The following is a 26,000-nucleotide window of genomic DNA, read 5'->3' on the forward strand; positions in this document are numbered from 1 at the left end:
CTTTCCTAGTGAGGAACCATCATGAACCAAGTCGTACGCACCGCACCTGCCCCGAAAACCTGGCCCTTCGAGGAAGCGGCCAAAGTCGTCGCTCGCCTGGAAAAATCGGGCAAGGGTGTGGCCCTGTTCGAGACCGGTTACGGCCCCTCCGGCCTGCCCCATATCGGCACCTTCGGCGAAGTCGCCCGCACCAGCTGGGTCCGCCAGGCTTTTACCGCGCTGACGGGCCTGCCGTCGCGCCTGATCGCCTTTTCGGACGATATGGATGGCATGCGCAAGGTGCCCGACAATGTGCCGAACCGGGATATGCTGCGCGCATTCATCGGCAAGCCGCTGACGGATGTGCCCGACCCCTTCGGCACGCATGAGAGCTTCGGCCACCACAATAACGCCCGTCTGCGCGCCTTTCTGGATGGTTTCGGCTTCGAGTACGAGTTCATTTCCGCGACCGAGTCCTATCGCTCCGGCGCTTTCGACCAGGCGCTGCGCGAGGCTTTGCGCAAGCACGAGGAGATCAAGCAGGTCGTGCTGCCGACCCTCGGGCCGGACCGTCGCGCGACCTATTCGCCTATCCTGCCCGTCCATCCCAAGACCGGCATCGTCATGCAGGTGCTGATCGAAAAGGTCGACCCGGATGCCGGCACCGTCGCCTGGCGCGACCCCGAGGACGGCACGTTCTATGAGACGCCGGTGACCGGTGGTGGCGCGAAGATGCAGTGGAAGGCCGATTGGGCCATGCGCTGGGCCGCCCTCGGCGTCGATTACGAGATGGCCGGCAAGGATCATATCGAGGGCATCAAGCTCTCGGGCGAGATCTGCCGAATCCTGGGTGCGGAACCCCCGGCCGGCTTCAATTACGAGCTGTTCCTGGACGACAAGGGCCAGAAGATTTCGAAGTCGAAGGGCAATGGCCTTTCGATCGACGAATGGCTGAAATACGCGCCGGAGGAGAGCCTGGCGCTGTTCATGTTCAACCAGCCGCAGCGCGCCAAGCGCCTGTTCTTCGATGTCATTCCGCGTGCGGTCGATGACTATCTCGCCCATGTCGCCAAGGCCCAGCGGGACGAGGTGGTGGACGAGAGCAACCCGGCCTGGTTCATCGAAGGCGGCGCGGTGCCGGCCTCTGCCGGCAGCCCGATCAGCTTCGGCATGCTGCTGAACCTGGCGAGTGTCGCGAATGCCGAGAACCCGGATATCCTCTGGGGTTTTATTCGTCGCTACGCCCCGGATTTGACGCCCGAGACCTCGCCTTTCCTGGCGAAGCTCGTGGGCTATGCGGTCGCCTATTACCAGGATTTCGTGAAGCCCAAGAAGGCCTTCCGGGAGCCGACCGAGGTCGAGCGCGCGGCGCTTGGGGATCTGGCGGACGTGCTGCGCGGGACGGCGCCCGGCACTTCGGCCGAGGATATCCAGACCCAGGTCTATGAGGTCGGCAAGCGTCATCCCTTCGCTAGCCTGAAGGACTGGTTCGGCTGCCTGTACCAGGTGCTGCTGGGCCAGAGCGAAGGCCCGCGCTTCGGCGGTTTCGTCGCACTTTATGGCGTCGCCGAGACGGTCGCGCTCATCGAAGGCGCGCTCGCGCGCTCCTAACGCATCGCCCGCGCTTCCTGTCGCAGTCGTCCGCGCATCCTGTAACTACTGTCGCCCGCGGCTTCATGCCGCGGGTCTACCCGCTTCGGCGCCACCAGGGCGTCAGGGCGCCACGAGGTGTAGGTCCGCGCAACGCGTGCGCGGATGACGAAAAAGGCGGCAAGACTACTCTTCCCCCGCCAGCTTGCCGAACAGATCGCTCCATCCGGGGTTCAATCCCTCGATCAGATTGATCTTCCAGGCCCGAGGCCAGTGTTTCATGGTCTTTTCGCGCTGGATCGCCCGCAGCATCTCCCCATGGCGCTCGGCATAGACGAGGCGGGTCAAGGCGTAACGGGCCGTGAAACCTGGTGCGGCGGCGACCCTATGCTGTTGCACGCGCTCGGTCAGAAAAGCGGTCACGCCAATATAGAGCGTGCCGTTCGGCCGATTGCTCATGATGTAGACCCAGGCGGTCATGCAAATATGATGCGATGAAGCAACAAAATATACCAGGGCTTCTGGCCATCTCCGTATAAAATCGGTCGTCCGCCCTCTCTCATCGTCATCCGCGCGCTCTTAGGGTCGCCCGCCACTCCTTCAACCGTCATCCGCGTGCTTGTCACGCGGACCTACCCGGTTGGGCGCCCTGACGGCGTTTGGGCGCCTGAGCGGGTAGACCCGCGGCATGAAGCCGCGGGCGACTGTGAGGAAAGCGCGCGGGCGACAATAGGAGGGTCGGGCAACGAGCAGGAGAATGCGCGGATGCCGATCAAACAAGTTGTTTTCGTTCAATCCCCTAGGCTTCTCTTTTACGATTTTGCTAAAAGTCCTAAATCGGTCCTAATTTCTTGCGAATTACTCGCAACTAGACCTTATAAGGGGTGACATGCAGGCAAAATAGGTCAGCATTGCTGTTTGTATTCCCAAAACTCCTTCGCAGAAGCAGAAAATCACGCTAGAGAGGCATCATTCCGCGGTCGCGTTCTTTGCGCCCGCTCTCTGCAGGAGGACAATTCCATGGCCGAGCGCATGCTGAAATTCGTGCACACGCCCCAGAAAATCCCGCAGAAGCGCACAGTCGAGATGCGCGTCCAGGATTTCGACGAAATCTACAACCGCTTCGAGACGAGCCGCGCGGCCGAACAGGCCAGCCGCTGCAGCCAATGCGGCGTGCCCTTCTGCTCCGTCCATTGCCCGCTTGGGAACAATATCCCCGACTGGCTGCGCCTGACGGCGGAAGGCCGCCTGCAGGAAGCCTATGAGGTTTCGGCCGCAACCAACAGCTTCCCCGAGATCTGCGGCCGCATCTGCCCGCAGGATCGGCTCTGCGAAGGCAATTGCGTCATCGAGAAGGGCTTCGAAAGCGTCACCATCGGCGCGGTCGAACGCTATATTACGGATACCGCCTTCGAGAACGGCTGGGTGCAGCCCATCAAGCCGGTCTTCGAACGCACGGAATCGGTCGGCATCGTAGGCGCCGGCCCCGGTGGCCTGGCCGCCGCCGAGAAGCTGCGCCGCCAGGGCTATCAGGTCCATGTCTATGACCGCTACGACCGGCCGGGCGGGCTGATGATCTACGGCATTCCGGGCTTCAAGCTGGAGAAGGAGGTCGTCCTCCGTCGCTGGACTTATCTGGAGGATTGCGGCGTCCAGTTCCATCTCAACTGCGCCATCGGCGACGGCGAGAATGACACGATGTCCTTCGCGGACCTGCGTCAGAAACACGCTGCCGTCATCATCGCGACCGGCGTCTACAAGGCGCGTGATATCGGCGGTCCCGGCGCGGGTCTGGCCGGCATCGTGCCGGCGTTGGACTACCTCACGGCATCCAACAAGCGCGGCCTGGGCGAAGCGGTCGCGGATTTCGACAGCGGCTTGCTCAATGCCGAAGGCAAGCGTGTCGTCGTCATCGGCGGCGGCGACACCGCCATGGACTGCGTGCGCACCGCCGTGCGCCAGGGTGCGACCTCGGTTCAGTGCCTCTATCGCCGCGACCGCGCCAATATGCCGGGCTCGCTGCGCGAGGTGAAGAATGCCGAGGAGGAGGGCGTGGAATTCGTCTGGCTCTCGGCCCCGGAAGCCTTCCTGGGTGACGACCATGTCTCCGGCGTCCGCGCCGTGCGCATGCATCTCGGCCTGCCCGATACCTCCGGCCGTCAGTCGGTCGAGCCGCTGCCCGGCAGCCATTTCAATCTCGACGCCGATCTGGTCATCAAGGCGCTGGGCTTCGACCCCGAGGATATGCCCAAGATGTTCGCGGAAAAGGGGCTGGAGATCAGCCGCTGGGGCACGCTGAAGGTCAATCACCGGACCTTCATGACCTCGGTTCCGGGTGTCTTCGCGGCCGGCGATATCGTGCGTGGCGCCAGCCTCGTCGTCTGGGCGATCAAGGACGGGCATGACGTGGCCGCCCAGGTGCATGAGTTCATCAGCCAGCCTGCGCCCGTCGCGGTCGCGGCCGAATGAGGGGCGATTTTACCGTCATCCGCGCACTCGTTGCGCGGACCTACCCGCGGCGGCGCCCGAACGCCGTTGTGGCGCCCGGACGGGTAGACCCGCGGGACAAGCCCGCGGGCGACAAAAGCAAAAGGACCTGGTCGTTTGCGGCCGTCGCCTTGGCCGGTATCGTCCTGCTCGGCGGAACGCCCGCCCTTGCCGATACCGCCCAGCCGGCGCTGACCACCGAGCAGATGCAACTTGCCATGCAGGTCGTGCAGGCGATCGGCATTCAGCAGGTGGCGGATGCGGCGGTCGGCGGGTTGAAGATCGTGCTGGTGCAAAGCCTGGCGGCCAATAGCAAGCAGCCGCCGGAAAAGGTCGGGCCGATCGTGGATCAGGTGCTGATGCCGGATATCCTGGCGTCGGAACCGCAATTCGTCGCCAGCGTCGCGACGCTCTACGGCCAGGCCTTTACGGTGCCGGAGATGCAGCAGATCCTGGCCTTCTATCAGACGTCGGTCGGGCAGAAGCTGGAAAGCGTGACGCCGGGCCTGACGCAGCAGATGGTCGAAGCCGGCCACGCCTGGATCGGCCAGATCGGCGAACAGGTGCTGAAGCTGGATGCCGATAAGCTCGCAGCCCAAGGGCTGAAAGTCGATTGAGATTGATGCCGCCCTCACGGGGCGGCGCCCGGCCTGCCATCCAGGCCGCTGACGAGGAGAGTGCCATGACCGACGGGATCGAGAGCCAGGCCCAGCCCAGCGAAATGCTGGAGACGGGCGCCGACTTCCTGAACGACTGGGCCCGCAACACGGAAGCCCTGGCGGGGTCCTATGACTTCAGCCAGGAGCATGACGCCTGCGGCGTGGGCATGATCGCGGCACTGGACGGCAAGCGCCGCCGTGACGTGGTGCAGGCGGGTATCGACGCGCTGAAAGCGGTCTGGCATCGCGGCGCGGTCGACGCCGACGGCAAGACCGGTGACGGTGCCGGCATCCATATCGAAATCCCCCAGGATTTCTTCGCCGCCGCGGTGGAACGCAGCGGTGCGCTGCTGCGCCCCGGCCCCATCGCGGTCGGTCAGGTCTTCATGCCGAAGACCGATCTCGGCGCGCAGGAACGCTGCCGCCAGATCGTCGAGACCGAAATCCTCGCCCTCGGGTACGAAATCTATGGCTGGCGCCAGGTGCCCATCAACGTCGCCTGCATCGGTGAGAAGGCGAACGCGACGCGGCCTGAGATCGAGCAGATCATGCTCTGGAACGCCCGTGGCGTGTCCGAGGAGGAGTTCGAGCGCGACCTGTATGTGATCCGCCGCAAGATCGAGAAGCACACGATCGCGGCGCAGATCCCGGACCTGTATTTCTGTTCCTTGTCCTGCCGCTCGATCGTCTACAAGGGCATGTTCCTGGCCGAGAGCCTGACGGAATTTTATCCCGATCTGCTCGACCCGCGCTTCGTGTCCCGCTTCGCGATCTATCATCAGCGCTATTCGACCAATACCTTCCCGACCTGGAAACTGGCCCAGCCCTTCCGGTCGATCGCGCATAATGGCGAGATCAACACGATCAACGGCAATATCAATTGGATGAAGAGCCATGAGACGCGGCTCTCCTCCGATCTGCTCGACGCCTATATGGAAGACATCAAGCCCGTCGTGCAGGCGCAGGGCTCCGACACGGCGTCGATGGACAATGTCTTCGAACTGCTGATCCGCTCGGGCCGCGATGCCGCCATGGTCAAGGCGATGATGATCCCGCCCTCGATCGGCGCGACCGCCTTCATGCCCGAAGCCCATCGCAGCATGATCGAATACTGCAACGCGGTGATGGAGCCCTGGGACGGCCCGGCGGCGGTGACGGCGACGGACGGTCGCTGGCTCATCGCGGGTCTGGACCGCAACGGGTTGCGCCCGCTGCGCTATACGGTGACGAGCCATAACATGCTCGTCGTCGGCTCCGAGACCGGCATGGTGAAATTCGACGAATCGATGATCGTCGAGAAGGGCCGGGTCGGCCCCGGCCAGATGATCGCGGTCGATCTGGAGGAGCCGCGTTTCTACGACAATACCGCCATCATGGACGTGCTGTCCGCGCGTCACCCTTACGGTGACTGGGCGCAGCGCATCGTCAAGATCGACGAGGTGGTCAAGGCCGATGCGATCGAGCCTTGCACGCTCGGCACCGAGGAATTGCGCCGCCGCCAGCTTGCCATCGGCATGACGCTGGAAGAGATGGAAGCGATCCTGCAGCCGATGGTGGAGGACGCGAACGAGGCCACGGGCAGCATGGGTGATGACACACCTATCGCCGTGCTGTCGGACCGCTATCGCGGCCTGCATCATTACTTCCGTCAGAACTTCAGCCAGGTCACCAACCCGCCCATCGACAGCCTGCGCGAAACGCGCGTCATGTCGATCAAGACGCGCCTCGGCAATCTCGGCAATGTGCTGGAGGAGGGCGAGCATCAGTTCGACATCCTGCAGCTCAACAGCCCCATTCTGTCGACCGGCGAATTCACCGCCATGCGGGAGAAGATGGGCTCGGCCGTCGTCGATATCGACGCGACCTTCCCGCTCGCCGATGGTGAGGTCGGGCTGCGCCGTGGTCTGGACCGTATCCGTCAGGAGGCGGAAGACGCCGTCCGCGCGGGTGCCACGCATCTCGTCATCAGCGATGAGGCGATGGGTCCGGGGCGCGTGCCGATCCCGATGATCCTGGCGACGGGGGCGGTGCATACGCATCTCGTTCGCACCAGCTTGCGCACCTTCGCCAGCGTCAATGTGCGCACGGCGGAATGCCTGGACGTGCATTACGCGGCCGTGCTGGTCGGGGTCGGTGCCACCACCGTCAACCCTTACCTTGCGCAGGAATCAATCGCGGACCGTCAGCGTCGCGGGTTGTTCGGCGATATGAGCGTCAAGGTCGCCGTCGGCCGCTACAAGAAGGCGCTCGACAAGGGCCTGCTCAAGATCATGGCGAAGATGGGCATCGGTGTCCTGTCATCCTATCGCGGCGGCTATAATTTTGAGGCCATCGGCCTGTCGCGCGCGCTGGTGGGGGAATTCTTCCCCGGCATGCAGTCGCGCATCTCCGGCATCGGCCTGTCCGGCATCGCGCGGAAGGTGCTGGAACTGCATAAGGTCGCCTGGGCGGAAGGCGTGCTGACCTTGCCTGTCGGCGGCACCTATAAGATGCGCCGTGGCGGGGAGACGCATGCCTTCGACGGCAGCCTCATCCATGTGCTGCAGACCGCCGTCAGCACCGACAGCTACACGATGTTCCGCAAGTACTCGGAAGCCGTCCGTCGCCTGCCCCCCGTCGCTTTGCGCGATCTGCTCGATTTCCGCACCGACGGGCTGACGCCCATTCCGGTGGAAGACGTCGAGAGCATCACGGAAATCCGCAAGCGGCTGATCGCGCCGGGCATCTCGCTCGGGGCCTTGGGGCCGGAGGCGCATGAGACGCTCTCCATCGCCATGAACCGCATCGGCGCGCGGTCGGACAGCGGCGAGGGTGGGGAAGACCCCGAGCGCTCGAAGCCGCGCCCGAATGGTGACAACGCATCCTCGGCCATCAAGCAGATCGCCTCGGGCCGGTTCGGCGTCACCGCGGACTATCTGAACAATTGCCGTGAGATCGAGATCAAGGTCGCCCAGGGCGCCAAGCCCGGCGAAGGCGGCCAGCTGCCCGGTTTCAAGGTGACCGGGCTGATCGCGAAGCTGCGTCATTCGACGCCGGGGGTGATGCTCATCAGCCCGCCGCCGCATCACGATATCTATTCGATCGAGGATCTGGCCCAGCTCATCTACGATCTGAAGCAGATCAACCCGGAAGCCAGCGTCTGCGTGAAGCTGGTCTCGCGCTCAGGCATCGGCACCATCGCTGCCGGCGTCGCCAAGGCCAAGGCGGATGCGATCCTGATCTCGGGTCATTCCGGCGGCACCGGCGCCTCGGCGCTGACCTCGGTGAAATATGCCGGCCTGCCGTGGGAAATGGGCCTGTCGGAAGCGCATCAGGTGCTGATGCTCAACCGTCTGCGTCACCGCGTGAAGCTGCGCACCGATGGCGGGTTGAAGACCGGCCGTGACGTCGTGATGGCCGCCATGCTGGGTGCGGAGGAATTCGGCATTGGCACGGCCAGCCTGGTTGCCATGGGCTGCATCATGGTCCGCCAGTGCCACAGCAATACCTGCCCCGTGGGTGTCTGCACGCAGGATGAGAGCTTGCGCGCCAAGTTCGAAGGCACGCCCGAGAAGGTCATCAACCTCTTCTCCTTCATCGCGGAGGAGGTGCGTGAAATCCTGGCCGGTCTCGGCTTCCGCAAGCTGACCGAGATCATCGGTCGCACCGATCTGCTGCAGCAGGTCAGCCGCGGCAGTTCGCTGCTCGATGATCTGGATCTCAACCCGATCCTGGCCCAGGCCGATCCCGGCCCCTATCCGCGCTATTGCACGCTGGAAGGCCGCAATGAGGTGCCGGAAACGCTGGACGCGCAGATGATCGCCGATGCGGCGCCCTTCTTCGACCGGCGCGAAAAGATGCAACTGCAATACAATATCCGGAACACGCATCGCGCCATCGGCACGAAGTTCTCGGGCGCCATCGTCCGTGCCTTCGGCCAGACCGGCGTGCCGGCCGCCCATGTCAATGTCCGTCTGCGCGGTTCGGCTGGACAGTCGCTGGGCGCCTTCGCGGTGCAGGGGCTGAAGCTTGAAGTCATCGGCGATGCCAATGACTATGTCGGCAAGGGCCTGTCGGGCGGCACCATCGTGGTGCGCACGGCGCCGTCCACCAAGATGCGCAGCAATGCCAATACGATCATCGGCAATACCTGCCTTTACGGGGCGACGGCCGGTCAGCTGTTCGCGGCCGGTCAGGCGGGCGAGCGTTTCGCGGTGCGCAACTCGGGCGCCACGGCCGTGGTCGAAGGCTGCGGCTCGAACGGATGCGAATACATGACCGGCGGCACGGTCGCGATCCTGGGTGATTTCGGCGACAATTTCGGCGCCGGCTTCACCGGGGGCATGGCCTTCATCTATGACCCCGAGACTGCGCTGGAGAGCCGGATCAATCCGGAGACGCTGACATGGCAACGCATCGCCTCCGCCTATTGGGAAAGCCAGCTGCGCGGCTTGATCGAACGTCATGTGGAGGAGACCAGCAGCCGCTACGCCGCCATGCTGCTCCATAACTGGGACCAGACGCTGGCGAGCTTCTGGCAGCTTGTGCCGAAGGATTACGTCAAATACCTGCCGCACGGCCTGACCGACGAGAAGGCGCAGGCCCGCGCCTGATCGGCCGGGTCCGGTTGGCATGACGGTCCTCTCCCCGCCGCCGCCGGGGCCGTCGCGTCAGGCGGCGGTGCCTGCCAAGGGGCAAGCGCATGCGCCTTTGCATGCGGGGCGGGCCGATCCCACCCGGCTGATGATGATGCTTTTCTTCATCGGCGGGATGACGCTTTGCTCCATCTGGGTCATGCGGCCCTTCCTGCCCGCGACCATCTGGGCTGCGACCATCGTGGTCGCGGTCTGGCCGCTCGTGCTCAAGCTGCAGAAGCTGCTCGGCGGCAGCCGGGTGCTGGCCGTCACCATCATGACGATCATCGTCGTCGTGCTCTTCGTGGTGCCCTTCTGGCTCGCCGTGACGACGATCCTCAACCATATCGACGCCCTGGTGGGTCTGGCCCATGCGGCCGTCGCCTTCCGCCTGCCGGCCCCGCCGCACTGGGCGGGCGATATCCCCGTTATCGGCGACAAGGTCCGGGAGGTCTGGGAGAAATTCCAGGGCGAGGGGCTGAGCACGGTTCTGCCCTCGACCACGCCCTATATCGGTTCGGCCGCGCAGTGGATTTTGGGGTCCATCGGCAGTTTCGGCCGGCTGCTGCTGCAATTCATCCTGACCACCGTCATCGTCGCCATCATGAGCACGCATGGCGAGGCCGGGGCCAATCTCGCGACCCAGTTCGGCTATCGTCTGGGCGGCGACCGCGGCGAGCAGATGGTCGTGCTGGCGGGCCGCGCCATCCGCGCCGTGGCGCTGGGCGTCATGCTGACCTCGCTGGCGGATGCCGTGATCGGCGGTATCGGGCTGATGATTGCCGGGGTGCCGCTGGCGACCCTGCTCACCGCCGTCATGTTCATCTTTTGCGTGGCCCAGGTCGGGCCCGGCATTGTCCTGATCCCGGCCGATATCTGGATGTTCGTCTCCGGCCAATATGTGATGGGCGCCGTGCTGCTGGTGGTGACGATCGTCGCCATCGCGGTCGACAATCTGATGCGGCCGCTGCTGATCCGTAAGGAGGCCAATCTGCCGATGCTGCTGGTCCTGGTCGGCGTGCTCGGCGGGCTGGCCGCCTTCGGGCTCATCGGCCTCTTCATCGGTCCGGCGGTGCTCGCCGTCAGCTATACTATGCTGCGCGCCTGGATCGCGGAGGAGGCGCGGCCCGGCGCCCCGGCGCTGCCGCCCGATCCGCTGGCCGTCGCGCCGGACCCGGCGATCGATCCTTAATCTGCGGTGTTGCCGGCGGGCCAATGAAACTGTCGCCCGCGCACGCCTTTAACCGTCGTCCGCGCCCGCCCTTAGCTGTCGTCCGCGCACTTCTTGCGCGGATCAACCCTTTCGGGCGCCCAGACGCCGTGATGGCGCCGGAACGGGTAGACCCGCGGCATGAAGCCGCGGGCGACACTGAGAAGAGAAACCGCGGGCGACAGTGAGACAAAGAAGCTGCGGATAACGAGAAGAGAAACTGCGGGCGACAGTCGGAAAAGATGCGCGGACAGTCAGAAAAGATGCGCGGCTGACGCGGACCGTCAGTCCCCCGCCTTCTTCTCCCGCATCTCGTCGATCGCCTCGGCGCGGCCGGTATTGTCCCAGGCGATATCGGCATCGTCCAGCGCCGGTCCCTGACGTTCGGCCATCAGCAGCTTTTCCAGCGTCATGGCACTCTGGCGCGAGGCGAGCACGAACCCTTCCTCATCGCCGTAGAGCGGCCGCAGCTTGTGGAAGAAGCGCTTGTCCTGGCGCCGGAAGATGGACGCGGCGCGATGGGCCTGATGCGGATGCACGCCAAGCTTGATCAGCGCGGTGCGGCCGAGGGCCAGCGAGCCCTCGAAGGTCTCGCGCTCCACGTCGTCCGCGCCCTGGTCCAGCAGCTCGTACGCCGCGCGACGATCCCAGGCGCGCGCCAGGATGCGCAGCTCCGGAAAGGCATGGCGCGCGCCGGCCACCAGCTCCAGCGCCTTCTCGCGGTCGTCGATGGCGACGATCAGCAGCTTCGCCTTCTCCGCGCCGGCCGCCTGCAATAGATCGATGCGGGAGGCGTCGCCGTATTGCACGCGCTGGCCGAAGCGGCGCAGCAGCTCGATCTGGGTCGTGCTGACGTCGAGCACCGAGGTCTTGAAGCCGTTGCCGCGGATCAGGCGGCCGGCAATCTGCCCGAAACGGCCGTAGCCCGCGATGATGACATCCGGATCGGCATCGAAACTCGGCGCCTCCGGCGTCGGGCCGTCCGTCTTCTCAGGCCGGATCATCAGCCGCTCATGCGCGATGAAGGCCAGCGGCGTGAAGACCATGGACATGGCGACGACCGCGTTGAGCAGCGCGCCGATGTGATGCGGCAGCACATGGGCGGTGACGACGAAGCCGGTCAGCACGAAGGCGAATTCGCCACCCTGGCTCAGCGAGACGCCGACCATCCGCGCGTCCGCCCGTGGCATATGGAACAGCTGCGCCAGCCGCGTCATGGCCTCCGCCTTGATCGCCATCAGCCCGACCGTCAGCCCCAGCACGAGGAGGGGGTGATGGGCGACGAGGCCGAAATCGAGGCTGGCACCGACGGTGATGAAGAACAGGCCAAGCAGAATGCCGCGGAAAGGCTCGATATCGGCTTCCAGCTCGCGCCGGAATTCGTTCTCGGCCAGCATCACGCCCGCCAGAAAGGCGCCGAGGGCGGGGGAGACGCCGACTGCCTGCATCAGGGCCGTGACCGCAAAGACCAGCAGCAGGGCGGTCGCCGTGAAGGTTTCGCGCAGCCGGGTTTTGGCGATGAAGCGGAACAGGGGGCCGACCAGATAGCGCCCGGTGGCGATGATGATGGCGACCGCGCCCAGCACGGCCAGCCCATGCACCCAGCCGTGCAGGCCGCTGGTCTCCTCGACCGCGCCATGGGCATTGCCCAGCAGCGGCAGCAGGACCAGCAGGGGGATGACGGCCAGATCCTGGAACAGCAGCACGCCGAAGGCGGCGGTGCCGACCGCGCCCCGGCGCAGACCCTTTTCGTCCAAGGTTTGCAGCACGATGGCGGTGGAGGACATGGCCAGCACGGCACCGCAGGCGACCGCCTGCTGCCAGGGCAGACCGAGGATCATCGCGGCGACGGCAAGACAGGCGCCGATGCCGATCAGCTGAGCGAAGCCGAGGCCGAAGATCGCCGCGCGCATCGTCCATAGCAGCGCCGGCCGCACCTCCAGCCCGATCAGGAACAGCAGGATGACGACGCCGAATTCGGCGAAGCCCATGACATCGGCCTGATCGCCGACCAGATGCAGGGCAAAGGGGCCGATGACGGCGCCCGCGATGAGATAACCGAGGACGGAGCCAAGCCCCGCGCGCTTCGCGATGGGCACGGCGATGACGCTCGCCGCCAGATAGACCAGCGCCTGGATCAGAACGGTATTGGTATTCATCGGTTGGCGGCCTCGATCAAAGCGGAAAGCCGCGCGTCATAGGCGACCGCTGCCTGGGTGCGCCCCTCGGCATTGAGGTGGATGGCGTCATGGACGATGAAGGGCTCGGCCCAGGCAAGACCGCAGAGATGGGCAGTCGCCTCCAGCGGGCGCAGCAGCTCCGTCATGGTGAAGCGGTTCATGCCTTCCGGCTGATAGGCGTCCGGGTCGCCGCCGGTGCTGGCCGCGACCATCAGCGTCTTGCCATGCAGCTGGGTGCCGCCACGGCCGAAGGCGAAGCCGTGCAGCAGCACGGTATCCATCCATTCCTTCAGCAGAGCGGGCGTCGCATACCAATACATGGGGAATTGCAGCACGATCAGACGATGGGCGATGAGCTTTTTCTGCTCGGTCTCCACGTCGATCAGAAAATCCGGATAATGCCTGTAGAGGTCGTGCACCGTGACGTCCGGCCGCTCGCGCGCCACACCCAGAAGGGCGGCATTGACGCGGGACCGATGCATGGCCGGATGCGACAGCAGAACCAGGGCCGCGCGGCCGGCCGCCGCCTGGGCCGGGATGGAGCCCGTATTCTCGACCACGGCAAGCCGGCGCGGCCCTGCTTTCGCGGGGCTTTTCGTGCGGGTCAGGGTCTTGATGAAGCCAAGCGCCACGGGCAGCCGCCTTATTCTCTGGAATGGTCCATGTAACAATCCGTCACAGTGACGGCGATAGAGGATTGAGGGAAAGCTTTACGAGCCGTCAGACGTAGAGAAGGATCAGAAATCCGCCGATGACGCCGACGGCCAGCAGGCTGGTCACCAGCATCAGCCGCTTTTCGATGAAATCGCGGGCGGCCTCGCCAAAAATCCGCATGATCGCACCGACCAGGAAGAAGCGGCCGCCCCGGGTGATCAGGCTGGCGCCCATGAACTCCCAGAAATTAAACTTCGCGGCACCCGCCGCGATGGTCACGATCTTGTAGGGGATCGGTGTCAGACCCTTGATCAGGATCACATACAGGCCGTAGCGGGCGAACTTGTCCTGAAAGGTCTGGAAGGCGTGCTCCATGTGATAAAGATGAATGATCGGCTGCGCCAGCCGATCGAACAGGGCGAAGCCGATCAGATAGCCCAGGGCGCCGCCGGCGACGCTCGCGGTGGTGCAGATGAGGGCGTAAAGCCAAACCCGGCGCGGCCTTGCCAGGCCCATGGCGATCAGCAGCGGATCGGGCGGGATTGGAAAAAAGCTCGCCTCGGCGAAGGCGACGGCTGCCAGGAACCAGGCCGCGTGGCGGTGGCCCGCCAGGGCGATCACCCGGTCATACAGGCGCTTGAGCATTGAAGCACATTCCATCCTCGGTGAGTTTGGGGACTTGCCATGGTCGCGGCGGCCCTTCAATGGATCCCTTTGATTGTGGTTTGTCGCGAGAAACGTCTGTGAGGATTGCAATGCCGCTGAAGTCCCTGCGCCCTGTCCTGACCGCCCTGGTGGCGGGCGTTCTTCTGGCGCAAGCCGTCCCTGTCCGCCCGGCCGCCGCACAAGGCGCGCCGCCGCATGCCTGGCTTTTCGGCATGTGGGCTGGCGGCATCTTTCCGGCCTCCGCCAAGATGAGTCCGGCGGAATGCGAAAAACAGGCAACCTTCGTGGTGACCCAGGATGAGGTCATCCACAGCACGCTGACCCACCAGACCGCGATCGAGAATCTGATCGCGAGCGTCCGTGGCACGCCGAACGGCACCGTTTTCCTGCTCGCGCCGAGCAATACCAAGCCGGACGACATCGGCGGCGTGGCGGATGATATCGGTTTCGGCTGCCCGGAGGACAATGTGCTCCGCGTCGTGCGCGTCGGGCCGAACCAGATCGCTTTCCCGGACTGCAAAGGCTTCCCGAGCCCGCTCGTGCGCTGCCCGCAACCCGGCTGATCCGGCGATGCGCCGGGCGAGGAAAGGCAGACCATGCCCCGACAGACCCTGCCCAGAAAGACCCTGCCCGGAAAGACCTTGGCTGATGCGCCTGTCGTCATCATCACCGGCGGCTCCTCCGGCATCGGTCGCTGCACGGCCGGCGTTTTCGCGCGCGGCGGCTGGCGCGTCGGGCTGATCGCGCGCGGGCCAGCGGGTCTGGCGGCGGCGGCCGAGGATGTGCGGGCGGTGGGCGGCATGGTCGTGGTCGCGGTCGCGGATGTCACCGATAGCGCGGCCCTGACCAAGGCGGCTGGCCAGATCGAAGCCACACTGGGCCCCGTCACGGCCTGGGTCAACGCCGCCGGCAACGGCGTCTACGGCCGTTTCAGCGACGTGCCGGAGGCGGAGTTCCGTCAGGTGACGGAGGTGACCTATCTCGGCACCGTCAACGGCACCCGCGCGGCGCTGTCGCTCATGCGCCCGCGCAACCGCGGCAATATCGTCAATGTCTGTTCCGGCGTCGTCTTTCACGGCCTGCCGCTGATGACCTCCTATTCCGGCGCCAAGGCCGCCGTGCGGGCCTTCGGCCAGGCGCTGCGGATCGAGCTTTTGTTCGAGAAAAGCCGCATCCGCGTTTCGACGGTTTTTCCGCCTGCGGTGAACACGCCCTTCTTTGCCCATGCCATCAGTCATATGGGCTGGTCGGCAAGGCCGGTCCCGCCGGTCTATCAGCCCGATGTCATTGCGCGGGGCATCTATCTTGCGGCCCGCACGGGACAGCCGGAGATGACGATCAGCGGCACGGTCGCCTGTTTCGCGCTGCTCAGCCGCCTCGCGCCCGTCTGGACCGGCGCCGTCATCCGGCGTCTGGGTGTCGACGGGCAGCGCGCGGCGGACGCGGCCGGCGATGACGCGGTCCCCACGGTGTTCAAGCCCTCGGACCGGCCGTCCCGAGTCCATGGCGTCTTCGGCGCGCATGCCCGGCGCTGGAGCCTGCAGATGACACTGCGACGGCTGTTTGGGTAGTCGTCGGTTTCGTCGTCATCCGCGTGCTTGTCACGCGGACCTACCCTATTCCGCCCGCGAAACCCTAAAGCAACCGGCCCACAGCCGCCTCGACCCGCGCCACAAGCGCAGGGTCGCGCACGCGCGCATTTGGCCTCGCCGCCCGTCGCCGCTTCAGATAAAGGCCGGTTTGTCCGGCAAGTTCGGGTGAGAGGCAGGCATAAAGCGGCGTATCCGCGCCCTGTTCTGCCGTCAGCGCGAAACGCCCCAGCAGCCGCCAGGCGAATTCGTCGATCCCGCCATGGCGAACGATATTCGTCGCGACCAGACCGGGATGCACGACATTGACCGTGATGCCGGCGGGCTTCAGCCGCTCGGCCAGCAAACCGCTCATCATCAGCAGCGCCAGCTTGGACCGCGCATAGGCACGGGTCATCCGCCAGCCTTGCCGCAACTCCAGATCATCCGGGTCGATCCGCGCGCGGTCCGCGGAGGACGACCCCACCATGACGATGCGTGCCGGTGCCACCATCGCCGGCAGCAGCGCCTCGGTCAGTGCGAGGGGCGACAGAAGATTCGTCGCCAGCGTCTTCTCGCGCCCTTCCGGCGTCACCTGCCGGTCATGGCTCAGAAGCCCCGCATTATTCACCAGAAGATCGATCTTCGGGTGCCGCGACAGAATGGATGCCGCCGCCGCCCGGGTGTCCTTCAGCGAAGACAGATCGGCGCGGACGATGTCGATCGCGGCACCGGGCACGGCCGCCGCGATCCAGCGATGCGTTTTGTCCGCCCGCATCTCGTCCCGCGCGATCAGCGTCAGGCCGTAGCCGGCCTGGGCCAGGCCACGTGCGATCCAGCGCCCGATCCCGCTGGTGGCCCCGGTGACGACGGCATGCGGCTGCGTCGTCGTCACCGGGCTCATTCCCTTATTGCCCGTCGGTCTCGAAAACCCAGGCGAGCACGCCCTTCTGGGCATGAAGGCGGTTTTCCGCCTCCTGAAACACGACCGATTGCGGCCCGTCGATGACCGCCGCCTCCACCTCCTCGCCGCGATGGGCGGGCAGGCAATGCATGAACAGCGCGTCGGGCGCGGCTTCGGCCATCAGCTTGGTCGTCACCTGATAGGGGGCGAGCATATTGTGGCGGCTCTCGCCCTCGGGGTCGGACATGCTGACCCAGGTATCGGTAATGACGCAGCGCGTGCCGCGCACAGCCTCACGCGGATCGCGCAGGACCTCGACTTTCGCTCCCTCGGCCTTCGCCCAGGCCAGGATCGCGGCCGGCGGCTGCAATTCGGCCGGGCAGGCCAGGCGCAGCGTGAAATCGAAGCGCGCCGCCGCTTCGATCCAGCTGCGCGCAACATTATTGCCGTCACCGACCCAGGCGATGGTCTGCCCGGTGATCGGCCCGCGCAACTCCTCGAAGGTCAGGATATCGGCCATGATCTGGCAAGGGTGAGATGCCTCGGTCAGCCCGTTGATCACCGGCACGGTCGCATATTGCGCCAGTTCATGCAGGTTCGCGGCCCGGTCCGTGCGCAGCATGATGGCATCGACATAGCGGGAGAGGACGCGCGCCGTGTCGGCGATGCTCTCGCCACGGCCGAGCTGCATTTCCTGCGCCGACAGCACCACCGGGTTGCCGCCCATTTCGCGGATCCCGACTTCGAAGCTGACGCGCGTGCGCGTGCTCGGCTTGCTGAAGATCAGCGCGACCGACTTGCCGGTCAACGGGCGGGCATGGTCGCGGCGATGCGCCTTGCAGACCTCGGCGGTGGTCAGGATATCGCGCAGCACCGCCGCGTCCAGATCGCGGATATCCAGGAAATGGCGCGGGCTCTTTGCGTCAGCGGCCACAGACACCTCGTTCAAATCCCCACTCACGTCCTTCACTGCGCGGCAACCTTCGCCTCGGTCATGTCCTGCACGGCCAGCCGCAGCAGGCGGACCGCTTCTTGGCAATCCTCGGGGGTGATCACCAGCGGCGGCACCATGCGCAGCACATTGTCGCCGGCCGCGACCACCATCAAGCCGCGCGCCAGGCAGGCGGCCTGCAAAGCGCCGTTCGGCACGCCGAGCTTGAGGCCGATCAGCAACCCGCGTCCACGAATATCCTGGATCACATGCGGGAATGCCTCGGCCAGTTTCGCCAATTCGCCGCGCAACAGGTCGCTGCGGGCGGTCACCTGGTCCAGAAAGCCGGGCGCGAGCAGCACATCCAGCACTGCATTGCCGGCAGCGGCGGCCAGCGGATTGCCGCCGAAGGTCGTGCCATGGGTGCCGGGTTTCATGTTCTGCGCCACCGCCGCCGTCGCCACCACGGCGCCGATGGGGAAGCCGCCGCCCAGACCCTTGGCCAGGGACATGACGTCCGGCACCACGTCCGACCATTCATAGGCGAACAGCTTGCCGGTGCGGCCCATGCCGGTCTGGATTTCGTCCAGGCCGAGCAGCAGGCCGAATTCGTCGCAGGCCGCGCGCAGACCCGGCAGGAAGTCGTCATTGGCCGAGCGGATGCCGCCCTCGCCCTGGATCGGCTCCATCATGATGCCGGCGGTCTCACCGGTAATGGCAGCGCGTAGCGCGTTCAGATTGTTGAACGGGACATGGTCGAACCCGTCCACCGCCGGGCCGAAACCCTTGATGTAATTCGGGTTTCCGGTGGCCGAGATCATCGCCAGCGTGCGGCCATGAAAGGCGCCGTCGAAGCAGATGATGCGCCAGCGCTCGGGATGGCCGTTCTCCGCATGGTATTTGCGGATCATCTTGACCATGCCCTCATTCGCTTCCGCACCGGAATTGCAGAAGAAGGCGCTGTCGCCGAAGCTGTTCTCGACCAGACGCTCCGCCAGCTTTTCCGCCTGCGGCACGCGATACAGGTTGGAGACGTGCATGACCTTTGCCGCTTGCTCGGCGATCGCCTGCGTCAGATGCGGATGGCCGTGGCCCAGGGAGGAACTGGCAATGCCGCCCCCGAAATCCAGGAATCGTCGGCCGTCCGTCGAATACAGCCATGCGCCTTCGCCCCGTTCAAAAGCGAGGTCGGCGCGGTTGTAGTTCGGCATAAGGGCGGAGATCATGCTGGCCTTCCAGTCAAGGAAAGCAGAGATGTATGAAAACTCTGGCCGGTCGCGTCAATGAATGAGGACAAAGCATCACACAGATGACGCAGGTAAAAACAGCAAACCTCGATGCGGCCAGCCTGCGTGAGGCTGCCTTGGCCTATACCGCCCGGTACGGCGGCACGGCCGCAGCGCTGGCCCGCGCGCTCGATCGGCGTATCCGCCGCTGGGCTGACGCGCGGCTTTCCGTCGAAAATGCCGACCGCGAGGGGATCAACGCCCAGGCCGCCATTCTCCGTCAGCAGGCGGCCAAGCTGGTCGCTGGACTGGCCGCGTCGGGGGCTGTCAACGATCAGGCTTTCGCGGAAGGCCGCGCCCGGCGGCTGCGCCGGGCCGGGCGGTCGCGCCGCGCCGTGCTGGCGCATCTGGCGGCCAAGGGTGTGGATGCTGCGCAGGCCGGGGCTGCGGTGCCCGAGGATGACGCGGCCGAACTTGCGGCGGCACTCGCTTTCGCGCGTCGCCGCCGCATCGGGCCATTTTCGGCGACGGACGAGGATCTGCCGCCGGATGAACAGAATCGCGTGCTGGCTGCCTTCGGCCGCGCCGGGTTCAGCGGCGCCACTGCCCGCCGCATCTTGAGCTATGAGCGGGACGAGGCGGAAGACCTGCTGCTCGCGCAGCGGCAGGCAAGCGGTGGGTGAAGCATAACAACCGTCACGCGGCTGCCAGTGTCGTCGCGGGCATGGCGTTGTTTGGTCATGGAACCGGCTGTCGCCGGTATCGGCTTCGCGGCATCCTGTCGCGAATGGAGTATTGATCAGGGGTCGCGTATTTTCGCGGCTTGATTCTGCAATGATCGGGGCCCCCGAGTGGTATTATTGTTAAAAATAAAAAGTCTTTTTTTATTGATGTGACAAAATTATCAACAAAAATACCTTTATAAAAATTTAACCGCCATGGGGTGGTTTCGAAAATAGGGTCTTCTTGTTAACGAAATATTTGTCTGTGCGGGTAAGAAAATTCGAGAATTAGTTGTTTAGGCAACGGGCGCCTGATCGCGGATGCCGCGCCTGGATGCCGCCGCCCTATGAGACGCTGGCGGAAGACCCCGGCACCGCCATGGGCGCTGTCTTTGATGTCCGCAGGCTGCCGCCGGACCTGTGCCGAAACCCTGAACGCTGGGCAGGCTCGATGCGAATTTCCGAATCAAATTGACCGCACTAGGCGCGGCCTATCCCCTTTGCTAAAGCATGGGCTATGGGCTCCTTCCAGACGCCGATATCTGAGCCGTTATGTCCGCCAGGCACCCAGCCTGCCGGGACGCTGGCCGTTTATTCCGCCGATGTGGTGCCGCAGCCGAGCCGCCAGAAATACTGGCTCGGCGCCGTCTTCCGCCGCGTCGCGAGTGCGGCGGAGCCGGATGACGCCGCACCCTTCCATGCCAGGTTGACGCGGGTGGGCGGGGAAAGCGCCGAACTGCTGGACCATACCGGCAGCAGCTTGCTGGCGCGGCGCGACGCCGCGCATTGCCGGGCCGACCAATGCGATGACCTCATCGTCGATTTCATGGTTCAGGCATCGCGCGCCTGCGTCGATCATGGGTTTGGCTGCCGTCGGCCCACAGCGGGCGATATGCTGATCTTGGATCTCGGCCGACCGCTGGAACTGACCCATGCCAGGCATCGCATCATCAGCCTCTTTCTGCCCCGCGCAAAGGTCCGCAGCGTCTTTGCCGATCCGTCGCTTCTCGCGGGGCGCCTTTTGCAGCGGCGCGGCATCGCGGCGCTGCTGCGGTCGCATATGCAGATGACGATCGACCAGGCTGACTGTCTGACGCCGGCCGAACGTGTCGCGGCGGTGGCGGCGGCGGTCGATATGGCGCTTCTGGCGATTCAGAGGGAGGCCGGCCAGCCGATCGAGGCGGAGCAGCTTTCCCCCGGCCTCTATACGGCCGCGACGACGCTCATCGGCCGCGATTTCAGGAACCCCGATTTCAACGCCGATACGGTGGTTCAAAATCTCGGCTGTGCCCGCGCGACGCTCTATCGTGTCTTCGCCGCGCAAGACCAGAGCATTGCCAAGTCGATCTGGACCAGGCGCCTGCATGAGGCGCGTCGGATGCTGGCTTCAGGGGAGAATCGGCATCTTTTGATCGAGGAGGTCGCCTTTCGCTGCGGTTTCACTGATATTCCGACCTTCAACCGGATGTTCAAAAGGCAATATCAAAGCAAGCCGGGCGATATCCGCGGACAGATGAGCTGATCGGGCAGCGCCGCGCGTCTCGATCCGGCTCAGGACAATCGCATCGTCCCGGCGTTTTATCCGCAAGCCCTGGTGCTATCCGATACAATCACCAAATGATCCGGTAGATCATCTTGAGGACGTATCGCGGCCGATGACTTTCCGCCCTGTTACCGAACCCCTGGACGTCGGCATCGCGCGGCAGCGCGGCGTGTTCGAGGCGCTGGCGCTGCTCACCCCGCATGATTTGCCGCAGGAAAAGAAGATCCGCATCGGCGGGGCAGGGGACGGCGGCTATGTTCTGGTAGACCGGCTAAGGCCCGGCCAGCCGGTGATGAGTTTCGGCATCGGCCCTTCGGTCAGTTTCGACCTCGACCTTGCCCAGCGCGGCCATCCGGTTCTGCTCTTCGATCACACCATTGCCCGTCTGCCGGAGGAGCATGCCGGCTTTATTTGGTTCGCCGAGGGCGTCGCGGGTGCGGCCGATCCGGCGCAGAAACTCCATACCCTTGCCGACCATATGGCGAAGCTGCCGCCGGGCGCGGACGCGCCGATCCTGAAGATGGATATCGAAGGGGCGGAATGGGACGTGCTGACCGAAACCTCTATCCTTCTCATGCGCCGGTTCGAGCAGATCGTGCTGGAACTGCATAACCTGACGATGCTGGATGATACGCGCTTCCGTGGCCTCGCCTGGCGCGCGCTCGCCTCGCTCTCCTCGGCCTTCACGCTTTGCCATGTCCACGCCAATAATTTCGGCAAAATCGAGAATGTCAGCGGCTTCCCGGTGCCCGAGACCTTGGAGGTCACCTATATCCGCAGCGATCTGGTGCAGGCCGCACCGTCCTTCACCTATTACCCGACGCCGCTCGATACCGGTAATTGCCTGGACTGGCCGGACCTGCCGCTGTGGTTCTATCCCTTCATGCCGACATCGGTGAAGCCAAGCTTCCCCTGGTGACCGGCCTCACTCCGCCGCTTCCACCGTCGCATTGGACCGCGCGAAGGTAATGGTGACGCGCATGCCTTCGCCGGGGTGGTTTGTCACCTCTACCTTCGCTTTCGCGTTCTCTTTCAGAGACTGCATGATGGCGTAGCTGAGCTTGCCGGGCTGCGGCCAGACGCTGCCTTCGGACAGGCCGATGCCGTCATCGGCGACGGTGATGCGGCAACCATGCTCGTCGACCAGACTATGCAGCGTGATGGTTCCGCCCTCGCGGTCGCGGAAGGCGTGTTTCAGGGAATTCGTCAGCAATTCATTGATCACCAGTCCGGTCGGCATCGCGACATTGACCGAGACCGGGAAGATATCGACCTTCATGTCGAGGCGGATGCCGGCGCTGGCCTGAGCCTGCAACACGGCGGCGGCGACCTGACTGATATAGATGCCAAGATCGATCTCCTGCTCCGTCATATTATCCGACAGCAGGCGGTAGAGAAGATGAATGGCCTCGATCCGTCCGGCCAGACGCTCGAAAGCGTCCGAATGCGGCTCCTTCCGGGCGTTCCGCGCCTCGATGCGGATCAGGGCCGTGATCATCTGCAGGTTGTTCTTCACGCGATGCTGCACCTCGCGCAGCAGCGTGTCCTTCTCCCGCAACTGCTGGGTGAGCTTGTCCGGCTCGTTGTCCTGATGCGCGGTGACGTCCACCAGGGCAGCGAGGCGAAAGGCGGGCTTGCCGTCCTCATCCTCGATAACATTGGAATAGGCGTCGATCACAACGGCCTCTTCCCCGCGCACGATGCGGAATGTGCCGATGAAGTCCTGGCCGCGCAGGATCGCCTGCCCAAGCCCGTGATCATTGTCCGGCGCCTGGCCCAATTCGCCGATGACCGACCAAGGCCGGTCCACCAGAGCCTTGGCGGCCCGGCCGGTCAGTTTTTCGAAATCGGGATTGGCATAGACGATCCGCTCCGGCCCTTGCATCTCACCGACCGCGATCGCGATCGGAACCTGATCCAGAAAGCGGCGGAAATGCTCGCTTTCCAGGGCATGGGCCAGGTCGGGGGTCGAGAGCAGCGTCTCAACCTTATCGGCGTCGGGTTCGGCGAAGGACATCGGTCGGGGACTTTATCAGGGTGGATGAAGGCCAGTCCCCCAGCTTAGCAGAAAGTTTTCGGAAAGATCAGCGTGCTATCGGCGATCCGCCCTAGCGGCGGGCGGCGGCGATGGTCAGGCCCAGGACAAGGCCGGCCAGCCCCGCGACGACCAGCGTCTTGACCGGCTTTTCCCGCACTTCCGCGCGCAGATCCTCAAGCAGCACCTCAGCCTTTTCGCTCGCGCAGGTCAGGCAGGGCTTCACATGCTCATCGACGAAGCGCTTTGCGCCCGCGCAGGTCAGGCCGTGCTCGTTCATCCAGGGGCAGCAAGTCATGGGCCGGCTCCGCGTCTTCGTGTTGTTTGACCTTATAATTGGCCCTCTCATCCGGCGCCGCAAGCGCCGCCCGCTTGCAGCCCATGCTTGATGATCGCCCTGCGCGATGGCTCAATGCGCGCGGATGGACGAGGGCGGCGAGTGACGAAGGTTTTCGGCTTTGCGGGATGGAGCGGGGCGGGCAAGACGACGCTGATCCGCCAGGTCATCGCGCATCTGGTGGCGCAGGGCCGCCGCGTTTCGACCATCAAGCATGCGCATCATGATTTCGATATCGACCAGCCCGGCAAGGATTCCTGGGAGCATCGGCAGGCCGGCGCCGCCGAGGTCCTGGTCGTCTCCGACCGCCGCTGGGCGCTGATGCATGAGCTGCGCGGCGCGGCGGAGCCCAGCCTGCCCGCGCTGATCGCCAAGCTGGCGCCGGCCGATCTCGTGCTGGTCGAAGGCTTCAAACGGTCTGTTTTTCCAAAGATCGAGGTCTACCGGGCGGTGAACGGCAAGCCGGCGCTGCACCCCGAGGATGGCAGCATCATCGCCATCGCCAGCGACACGCCATTTCCGGATAGCGGCCTGCCTGTCCTGCCGTTGACGGATATCGCTGACATCGCGGATTTTGCGGAACGCCATGCCCGGCCCCTCTGACACGGCGGCCGTGATCCTTGCCGGGGGCAGGGGGCGGCGGATGGGGGGCGCGCTGAAAGCGCTGCTACCCTTGGCGGGTCAGCCTTTGCTGGCGCATGGGCTCGCCCGTCTTGCGCCGCAGATCGGCAGCATCGCCGTCAGCGCGAATGATCCGGCGGTCGGGCAGGCAGCGCCAGGACGTCCGCTGTTGGCGGATCGCCATGACGATCGGCGCGGACCACTGGCCGGGATCCTTGCCGGTCTCGCTTGGGCAGGGCATCGGGACTATCGCTGGCTGGTCAGCCTGCCGGTCGATTGTCCTTTCCTCCCGGCCGATCTGGTTGCGCGCCTTCGCGAACAAGCGGTCGGCGTCCGCGTCGTCATCGCCCGTTCTGCCGGGCAGGCCCATCCGACGGCGGCGCTATGGGATATATCGCTGCATGACGATCTGGCGCGGGTCCTGGCGGCGGGAACAGACCTGTCCGTCCGCCGCTTTTATGAAGCCTATCCGCACGCCTTCTGCGATTTTCCGGGGGGAAAGACAGACCCGTTCTTCAACATAAACAGGCCGGAAGACCTCGCTTCAGCCGAGGATGCGTTGGCCGCCGGTAAAAACCTCGAACCCATCGTCGCGGGCGACGCCGATCAGCACCATGCCGATGGAATCGGCCTCCCGCACGGCGAGAAGCGTGGGCGCTGAGACGGCGACAAGGACGGAAACCCCCATCACGGCCGCCTTCTGAATCAGTTCGATGGAGACGCGGCTGGTCATCACCAGCACGCCGTCGCTCGGGGCCTCGCCCATCTGCCGCAGTCCGCCCGCCAGCTTGTCGAGCGCATTGTGACGGCCGACATCCTCGCGGATGGCGACAAGCCCGGCGCCCTTCCGCCAGAAGCCAGCGGCATGCAAGGCACGCGTCTTCTGTGCCATTGTCTGCGCCGGATAAAGGCTCGCCATCGCGGCCATGATGTCCTCGGCGGAGAGGGTGAGGGTCGACCCGACCATCGGCAGCGGTCGCATCGCCTCCTCCAGACTGTCCAGCCCGCATAAGCCGCAGCCCATCGCGCCGGTCAGATGGCGGCGGCGATGGTCCAAGGCTTCCATCCGCTCGGGCGCAATCCATAGCCGCAACTCCACCGCGCCGCGTGGTGCGGGCGCAATCTCGATCTCCTCGATCTCGGCGGGTGTGGCGACGATCCGCTCGTTCAAGGTGAAGCCGAGCGCGAAATCCTGCAGGTCCGCCGGGGTCGCCATCATCACGGCATGGGACACCCGATTATAGGTGATGGCGACCGGCGTTTCCTCCGGCAAGGCGCGGTCGCGGGGCGCAAACCCAGCCCCTCGCCATAGGGATGTCTGTACGTCACCAAAAGGTGCCGCTAAATCATGCGCTTCGGGGCTTTCGGCGCTGGCCCGCGGCGGTGGAATGGGATAATCGGCAGACATGCGACTGTTATACCACCTCCCGCACTCGCCTTTCTCGCGCAAAGTCCGTCTGGTACTGGCTGAAAAGCGCCTGCCGTTTGAACTGAGGGTCGAAAAGACCTGGGAGCGGCGGGAGGAGTTCCTGGAACTCAACCCGGCGGGCACCGTGCCGGTGCTGGCGGATGAGAATGGCCTCATCATCTCCGAATCCGCGGCGATCTGCGAATATCTGGACGAAGCCTATCCGGACGTCCCGCTGATCGGCCGCACGCTGGCGGAGCGTGTCGAGGTCAGACGGCTGGTCTCCTGGTTCGACCTCAAATTCAACCATGACGTCACCCGCCATTTGCTCGGCGAGAAGATCATGAAGCGCGTCGCCGGGCGTGGCCAGCCTGATACCGGGGCGCTGCGCGTGGGCTATGCCAATCTCAAGGGCCATCTGGAATATCTCGGCTATCTGGCCGAGAGCCGGAAATGGCTTGCGGGCGGCACGCTGTCGCTCGCGGATTTCGCGGCCGCTGCTCATCTCTCGGCGCTCGATTTCGCGGGGGAAGTGGATTGGTCGATCTCGGCCCCGGCCAAGGAATGGTATGCGCGCATCAAGTCGCGCCCCAGCTTCCGGCCGATCCTGGCGGATCGCATGGGCGGCGTCACGCCCCCGGCGCATTACGCCGATCTCGACTTCTGA

General features: G+C 64.9%; 23 protein-coding genes. 13 read left to right on the forward strand and 10 right to left on the reverse strand.

The annotated features are described in order from the left end of the window. The first annotated feature begins 21 nt into the window (after positions 1 to 21). Positions 22 to 1,590: a lysine--tRNA ligase gene (locus ACELLULO517_RS23580; protein WP_227309897.1), complete on the forward strand. Its 1,569-nt coding sequence runs from the start codon at positions 22 to 24 to the stop codon at positions 1,588 to 1,590. A gap of 165 nt (positions 1,591 to 1,755) precedes the next feature. Here ACELLULO517_RS23580 and ACELLULO517_RS23585 read toward each other — a convergent pair whose 3' ends face one another. Beyond that, positions 1,756 to 2,049 carry a GIY-YIG nuclease family protein gene (locus ACELLULO517_RS23585; protein ID WP_227309898.1) on the reverse strand — a complete coding sequence of 98 codons (294 nt, stop codon included), beginning with the start codon at positions 2,047 to 2,049 and terminating at the stop codon, positions 1,756 to 1,758. Positions 2,050 to 2,589: 540 nt separating this feature from the next. On the opposite strand from ACELLULO517_RS23585, the gene ACELLULO517_RS23590 reads away from it, so the two are divergent. From ACELLULO517_RS23590 to ydiK, 4 genes are all read left to right on the forward strand, one after another. Continuing rightward, positions 2,590 to 4,038: an NAD(P)-dependent oxidoreductase gene (locus ACELLULO517_RS23590; protein ID WP_227309899.1), complete on the forward strand. Its 1,449-nt coding sequence runs from the start codon at positions 2,590 to 2,592 to the stop codon at positions 4,036 to 4,038. Beyond that, positions 4,035 to 4,673: a DUF2059 domain-containing protein gene (locus ACELLULO517_RS23595; protein WP_227309900.1), complete on the forward strand. Its 639-nt coding sequence runs from the start codon at positions 4,035 to 4,037 to the stop codon at positions 4,671 to 4,673. Before ACELLULO517_RS23590 ends, ACELLULO517_RS23595 begins: the two co-directional genes overlap by 4 nt. 104 nt (positions 4,674 to 4,777) lie before the next feature. Beyond that, complete coding sequence (gltB, locus tag ACELLULO517_RS23600) at positions 4,778 to 9,307, forward strand: glutamate synthase large subunit (RefSeq protein ID WP_406566292.1); 4,530 nt, start codon at positions 4,778 to 4,780, stop codon at positions 9,305 to 9,307. A 19-nt stretch (positions 9,308 to 9,326) separates the two neighbouring features. Next, positions 9,327 to 10,520 carry an AI-2E family transporter YdiK gene (gene ydiK / locus ACELLULO517_RS23605; protein ID WP_227309902.1) on the forward strand — a complete coding sequence of 398 codons (1,194 nt, stop codon included), beginning with the start codon at positions 9,327 to 9,329 and terminating at the stop codon, positions 10,518 to 10,520. A 302-nt stretch (positions 10,521 to 10,822) separates the two neighbouring features. Here ydiK and ACELLULO517_RS23610 read toward each other — a convergent pair whose 3' ends face one another. The 3 genes from ACELLULO517_RS23610 to ACELLULO517_RS23620 all read right to left on the reverse strand — a co-directional run bounded on the left by ACELLULO517_RS23610 (position 10,823) and on the right by ACELLULO517_RS23620 (position 14,017). Further along, positions 10,823 to 12,697 (reverse strand): monovalent cation:proton antiporter-2 (CPA2) family protein, encoded by a 1,875-nt coding sequence (locus ACELLULO517_RS23610; protein ID WP_227309903.1) that lies wholly within the window; start codon positions 12,695 to 12,697, stop codon positions 10,823 to 10,825. Then, positions 12,694 to 13,350 carry an NAD(P)H-dependent oxidoreductase gene (locus ACELLULO517_RS23615; protein ID WP_227309904.1) on the reverse strand — a complete coding sequence of 219 codons (657 nt, stop codon included), beginning with the start codon at positions 13,348 to 13,350 and terminating at the stop codon, positions 12,694 to 12,696. The genes ACELLULO517_RS23610 and ACELLULO517_RS23615 overlap by 4 nt, the downstream gene beginning before the upstream one ends. 88 nt (positions 13,351 to 13,438) lie before the next feature. After that, positions 13,439 to 14,017 carry a YqaA family protein gene (locus ACELLULO517_RS23620; protein ID WP_227309905.1) on the reverse strand — a complete coding sequence of 193 codons (579 nt, stop codon included), beginning with the start codon at positions 14,015 to 14,017 and terminating at the stop codon, positions 13,439 to 13,441. A gap of 110 nt (positions 14,018 to 14,127) precedes the next feature. On the opposite strand from ACELLULO517_RS23620, the gene ACELLULO517_RS23625 reads away from it, so the two are divergent. Both ACELLULO517_RS23625 and ACELLULO517_RS23630 read left to right on the forward strand, forming a co-directional pair. Further along, on the forward strand, positions 14,128 to 14,601 hold the full coding sequence (locus ACELLULO517_RS23625) for a hypothetical protein (protein WP_227309906.1): 474 nt from the start codon (positions 14,128 to 14,130) through the stop codon (positions 14,599 to 14,601). 33 nt (positions 14,602 to 14,634) lie between these two features. Continuing rightward, positions 14,635 to 15,609, forward strand: coding sequence for an SDR family oxidoreductase (locus tag ACELLULO517_RS23630; RefSeq protein WP_227309907.1), 975 nt, complete (start codon positions 14,635 to 14,637; stop codon positions 15,607 to 15,609). Between the two features lie 64 nt (positions 15,610 to 15,673). Here the strand turns inward: ACELLULO517_RS23630 and ACELLULO517_RS23635 are convergent, their stop codons facing one another. The 3 genes from ACELLULO517_RS23635 to ACELLULO517_RS23645 are packed head-to-tail and all read right to left on the reverse strand — an operon-like array spanning position 15,674 to position 18,667. Continuing rightward, on the reverse strand, positions 15,674 to 16,501 hold the full coding sequence (locus tag ACELLULO517_RS23635; RefSeq protein ID WP_227309908.1) for an SDR family NAD(P)-dependent oxidoreductase: 828 nt from the start codon (positions 16,499 to 16,501) through the stop codon (positions 15,674 to 15,676). Between the two features lie 13 nt (positions 16,502 to 16,514). After that, positions 16,515 to 17,450 (reverse strand): ornithine carbamoyltransferase, encoded by a 936-nt coding sequence (gene argF, locus ACELLULO517_RS23640; protein WP_406566293.1) that lies wholly within the window; start codon positions 17,448 to 17,450, stop codon positions 16,515 to 16,517. Between the two features lie 26 nt (positions 17,451 to 17,476). Continuing rightward, entirely contained in the window at positions 17,477 to 18,667 is a 1,191-nt protein-coding gene (locus tag ACELLULO517_RS23645) for an aspartate aminotransferase family protein (protein ID WP_227309910.1), read from the reverse strand. An 83-nt stretch (positions 18,668 to 18,750) separates the two neighbouring features. Here ACELLULO517_RS23645 and ACELLULO517_RS23650 point away from each other — a divergent pair, with 83 nt between their 5' ends. The 3 genes from ACELLULO517_RS23650 to ACELLULO517_RS23660 all read left to right on the forward strand — a co-directional run bounded on the left by ACELLULO517_RS23650 (position 18,751) and on the right by ACELLULO517_RS23660 (position 21,851). Beyond that, positions 18,751 to 19,350 (forward strand): RecX family transcriptional regulator, encoded by a 600-nt coding sequence (locus ACELLULO517_RS23650; RefSeq protein WP_227309911.1) that lies wholly within the window; start codon positions 18,751 to 18,753, stop codon positions 19,348 to 19,350. A gap of 556 nt (positions 19,351 to 19,906) precedes the next feature. Next, positions 19,907 to 20,911 carry a helix-turn-helix domain-containing protein gene (locus ACELLULO517_RS23655; protein ID WP_227309912.1) on the forward strand — a complete coding sequence of 335 codons (1,005 nt, stop codon included), beginning with the start codon at positions 19,907 to 19,909 and terminating at the stop codon, positions 20,909 to 20,911. 133 nt (positions 20,912 to 21,044) lie between these two features. Beyond that, positions 21,045 to 21,851 (forward strand): class I SAM-dependent methyltransferase, encoded by an 807-nt coding sequence (locus ACELLULO517_RS23660; protein WP_227309913.1) that lies wholly within the window; start codon positions 21,045 to 21,047, stop codon positions 21,849 to 21,851. A gap of 6 nt (positions 21,852 to 21,857) precedes the next feature. Here ACELLULO517_RS23660 and ACELLULO517_RS23665 read toward each other — a convergent pair whose 3' ends face one another. Further along, complete coding sequence (locus ACELLULO517_RS23665; RefSeq protein ID WP_227309914.1) at positions 21,858 to 22,949, reverse strand: sensor histidine kinase; 1,092 nt, start codon at positions 22,947 to 22,949, stop codon at positions 21,858 to 21,860. Positions 22,950 to 23,040: 91 nt separating this feature from the next. Next, positions 23,041 to 23,265 carry a hypothetical protein gene (locus ACELLULO517_RS23670; protein WP_227309915.1) on the reverse strand — a complete coding sequence of 75 codons (225 nt, stop codon included), beginning with the start codon at positions 23,263 to 23,265 and terminating at the stop codon, positions 23,041 to 23,043. A gap of 114 nt (positions 23,266 to 23,379) precedes the next feature. Here ACELLULO517_RS23670 and mobB point away from each other — a divergent pair, with 114 nt between their 5' ends. Both mobB and mobA read left to right on the forward strand, forming a co-directional pair. Beyond that, a complete protein-coding gene (mobB, locus tag ACELLULO517_RS23675; protein ID WP_456304406.1) occupies positions 23,380 to 23,907 on the forward strand; it encodes a molybdopterin-guanine dinucleotide biosynthesis protein B in 528 nt (175 codons plus the stop codon). Then, positions 23,891 to 24,586 (forward strand): molybdenum cofactor guanylyltransferase MobA, encoded by a 696-nt coding sequence (gene mobA / locus ACELLULO517_RS23680; protein WP_227309917.1) that lies wholly within the window; start codon positions 23,891 to 23,893, stop codon positions 24,584 to 24,586. Before mobB ends, mobA begins: the two co-directional genes overlap by 17 nt. On the opposite strand, the gene fdhD is transcribed toward mobA, so the two are convergent. Continuing rightward, entirely contained in the window at positions 24,470 to 25,333 is an 864-nt protein-coding gene (fdhD, locus tag ACELLULO517_RS23685) for a formate dehydrogenase accessory sulfurtransferase FdhD (protein WP_227309918.1), read from the reverse strand. The two genes, mobA and fdhD, sit on opposite strands and share 117 nt — an antisense overlap. On the opposite strand from fdhD, the gene fzlA reads away from it, so the two are divergent. Continuing rightward, complete coding sequence (gene fzlA, locus ACELLULO517_RS23690) at positions 25,332 to 26,000, forward strand: FtsZ-binding protein FzlA (RefSeq protein ID WP_227309919.1); 669 nt, start codon at positions 25,332 to 25,334, stop codon at positions 25,998 to 26,000. The two genes, fdhD and fzlA, sit on opposite strands and share 2 nt — an antisense overlap.

It is taken from the genome of Acidisoma cellulosilyticum, assembly GCF_020621385.1.
Taxonomy (GTDB): Bacteria; Pseudomonadota; Alphaproteobacteria; order Acetobacterales; family Acetobacteraceae; genus Acidisoma; species Acidisoma cellulosilyticum.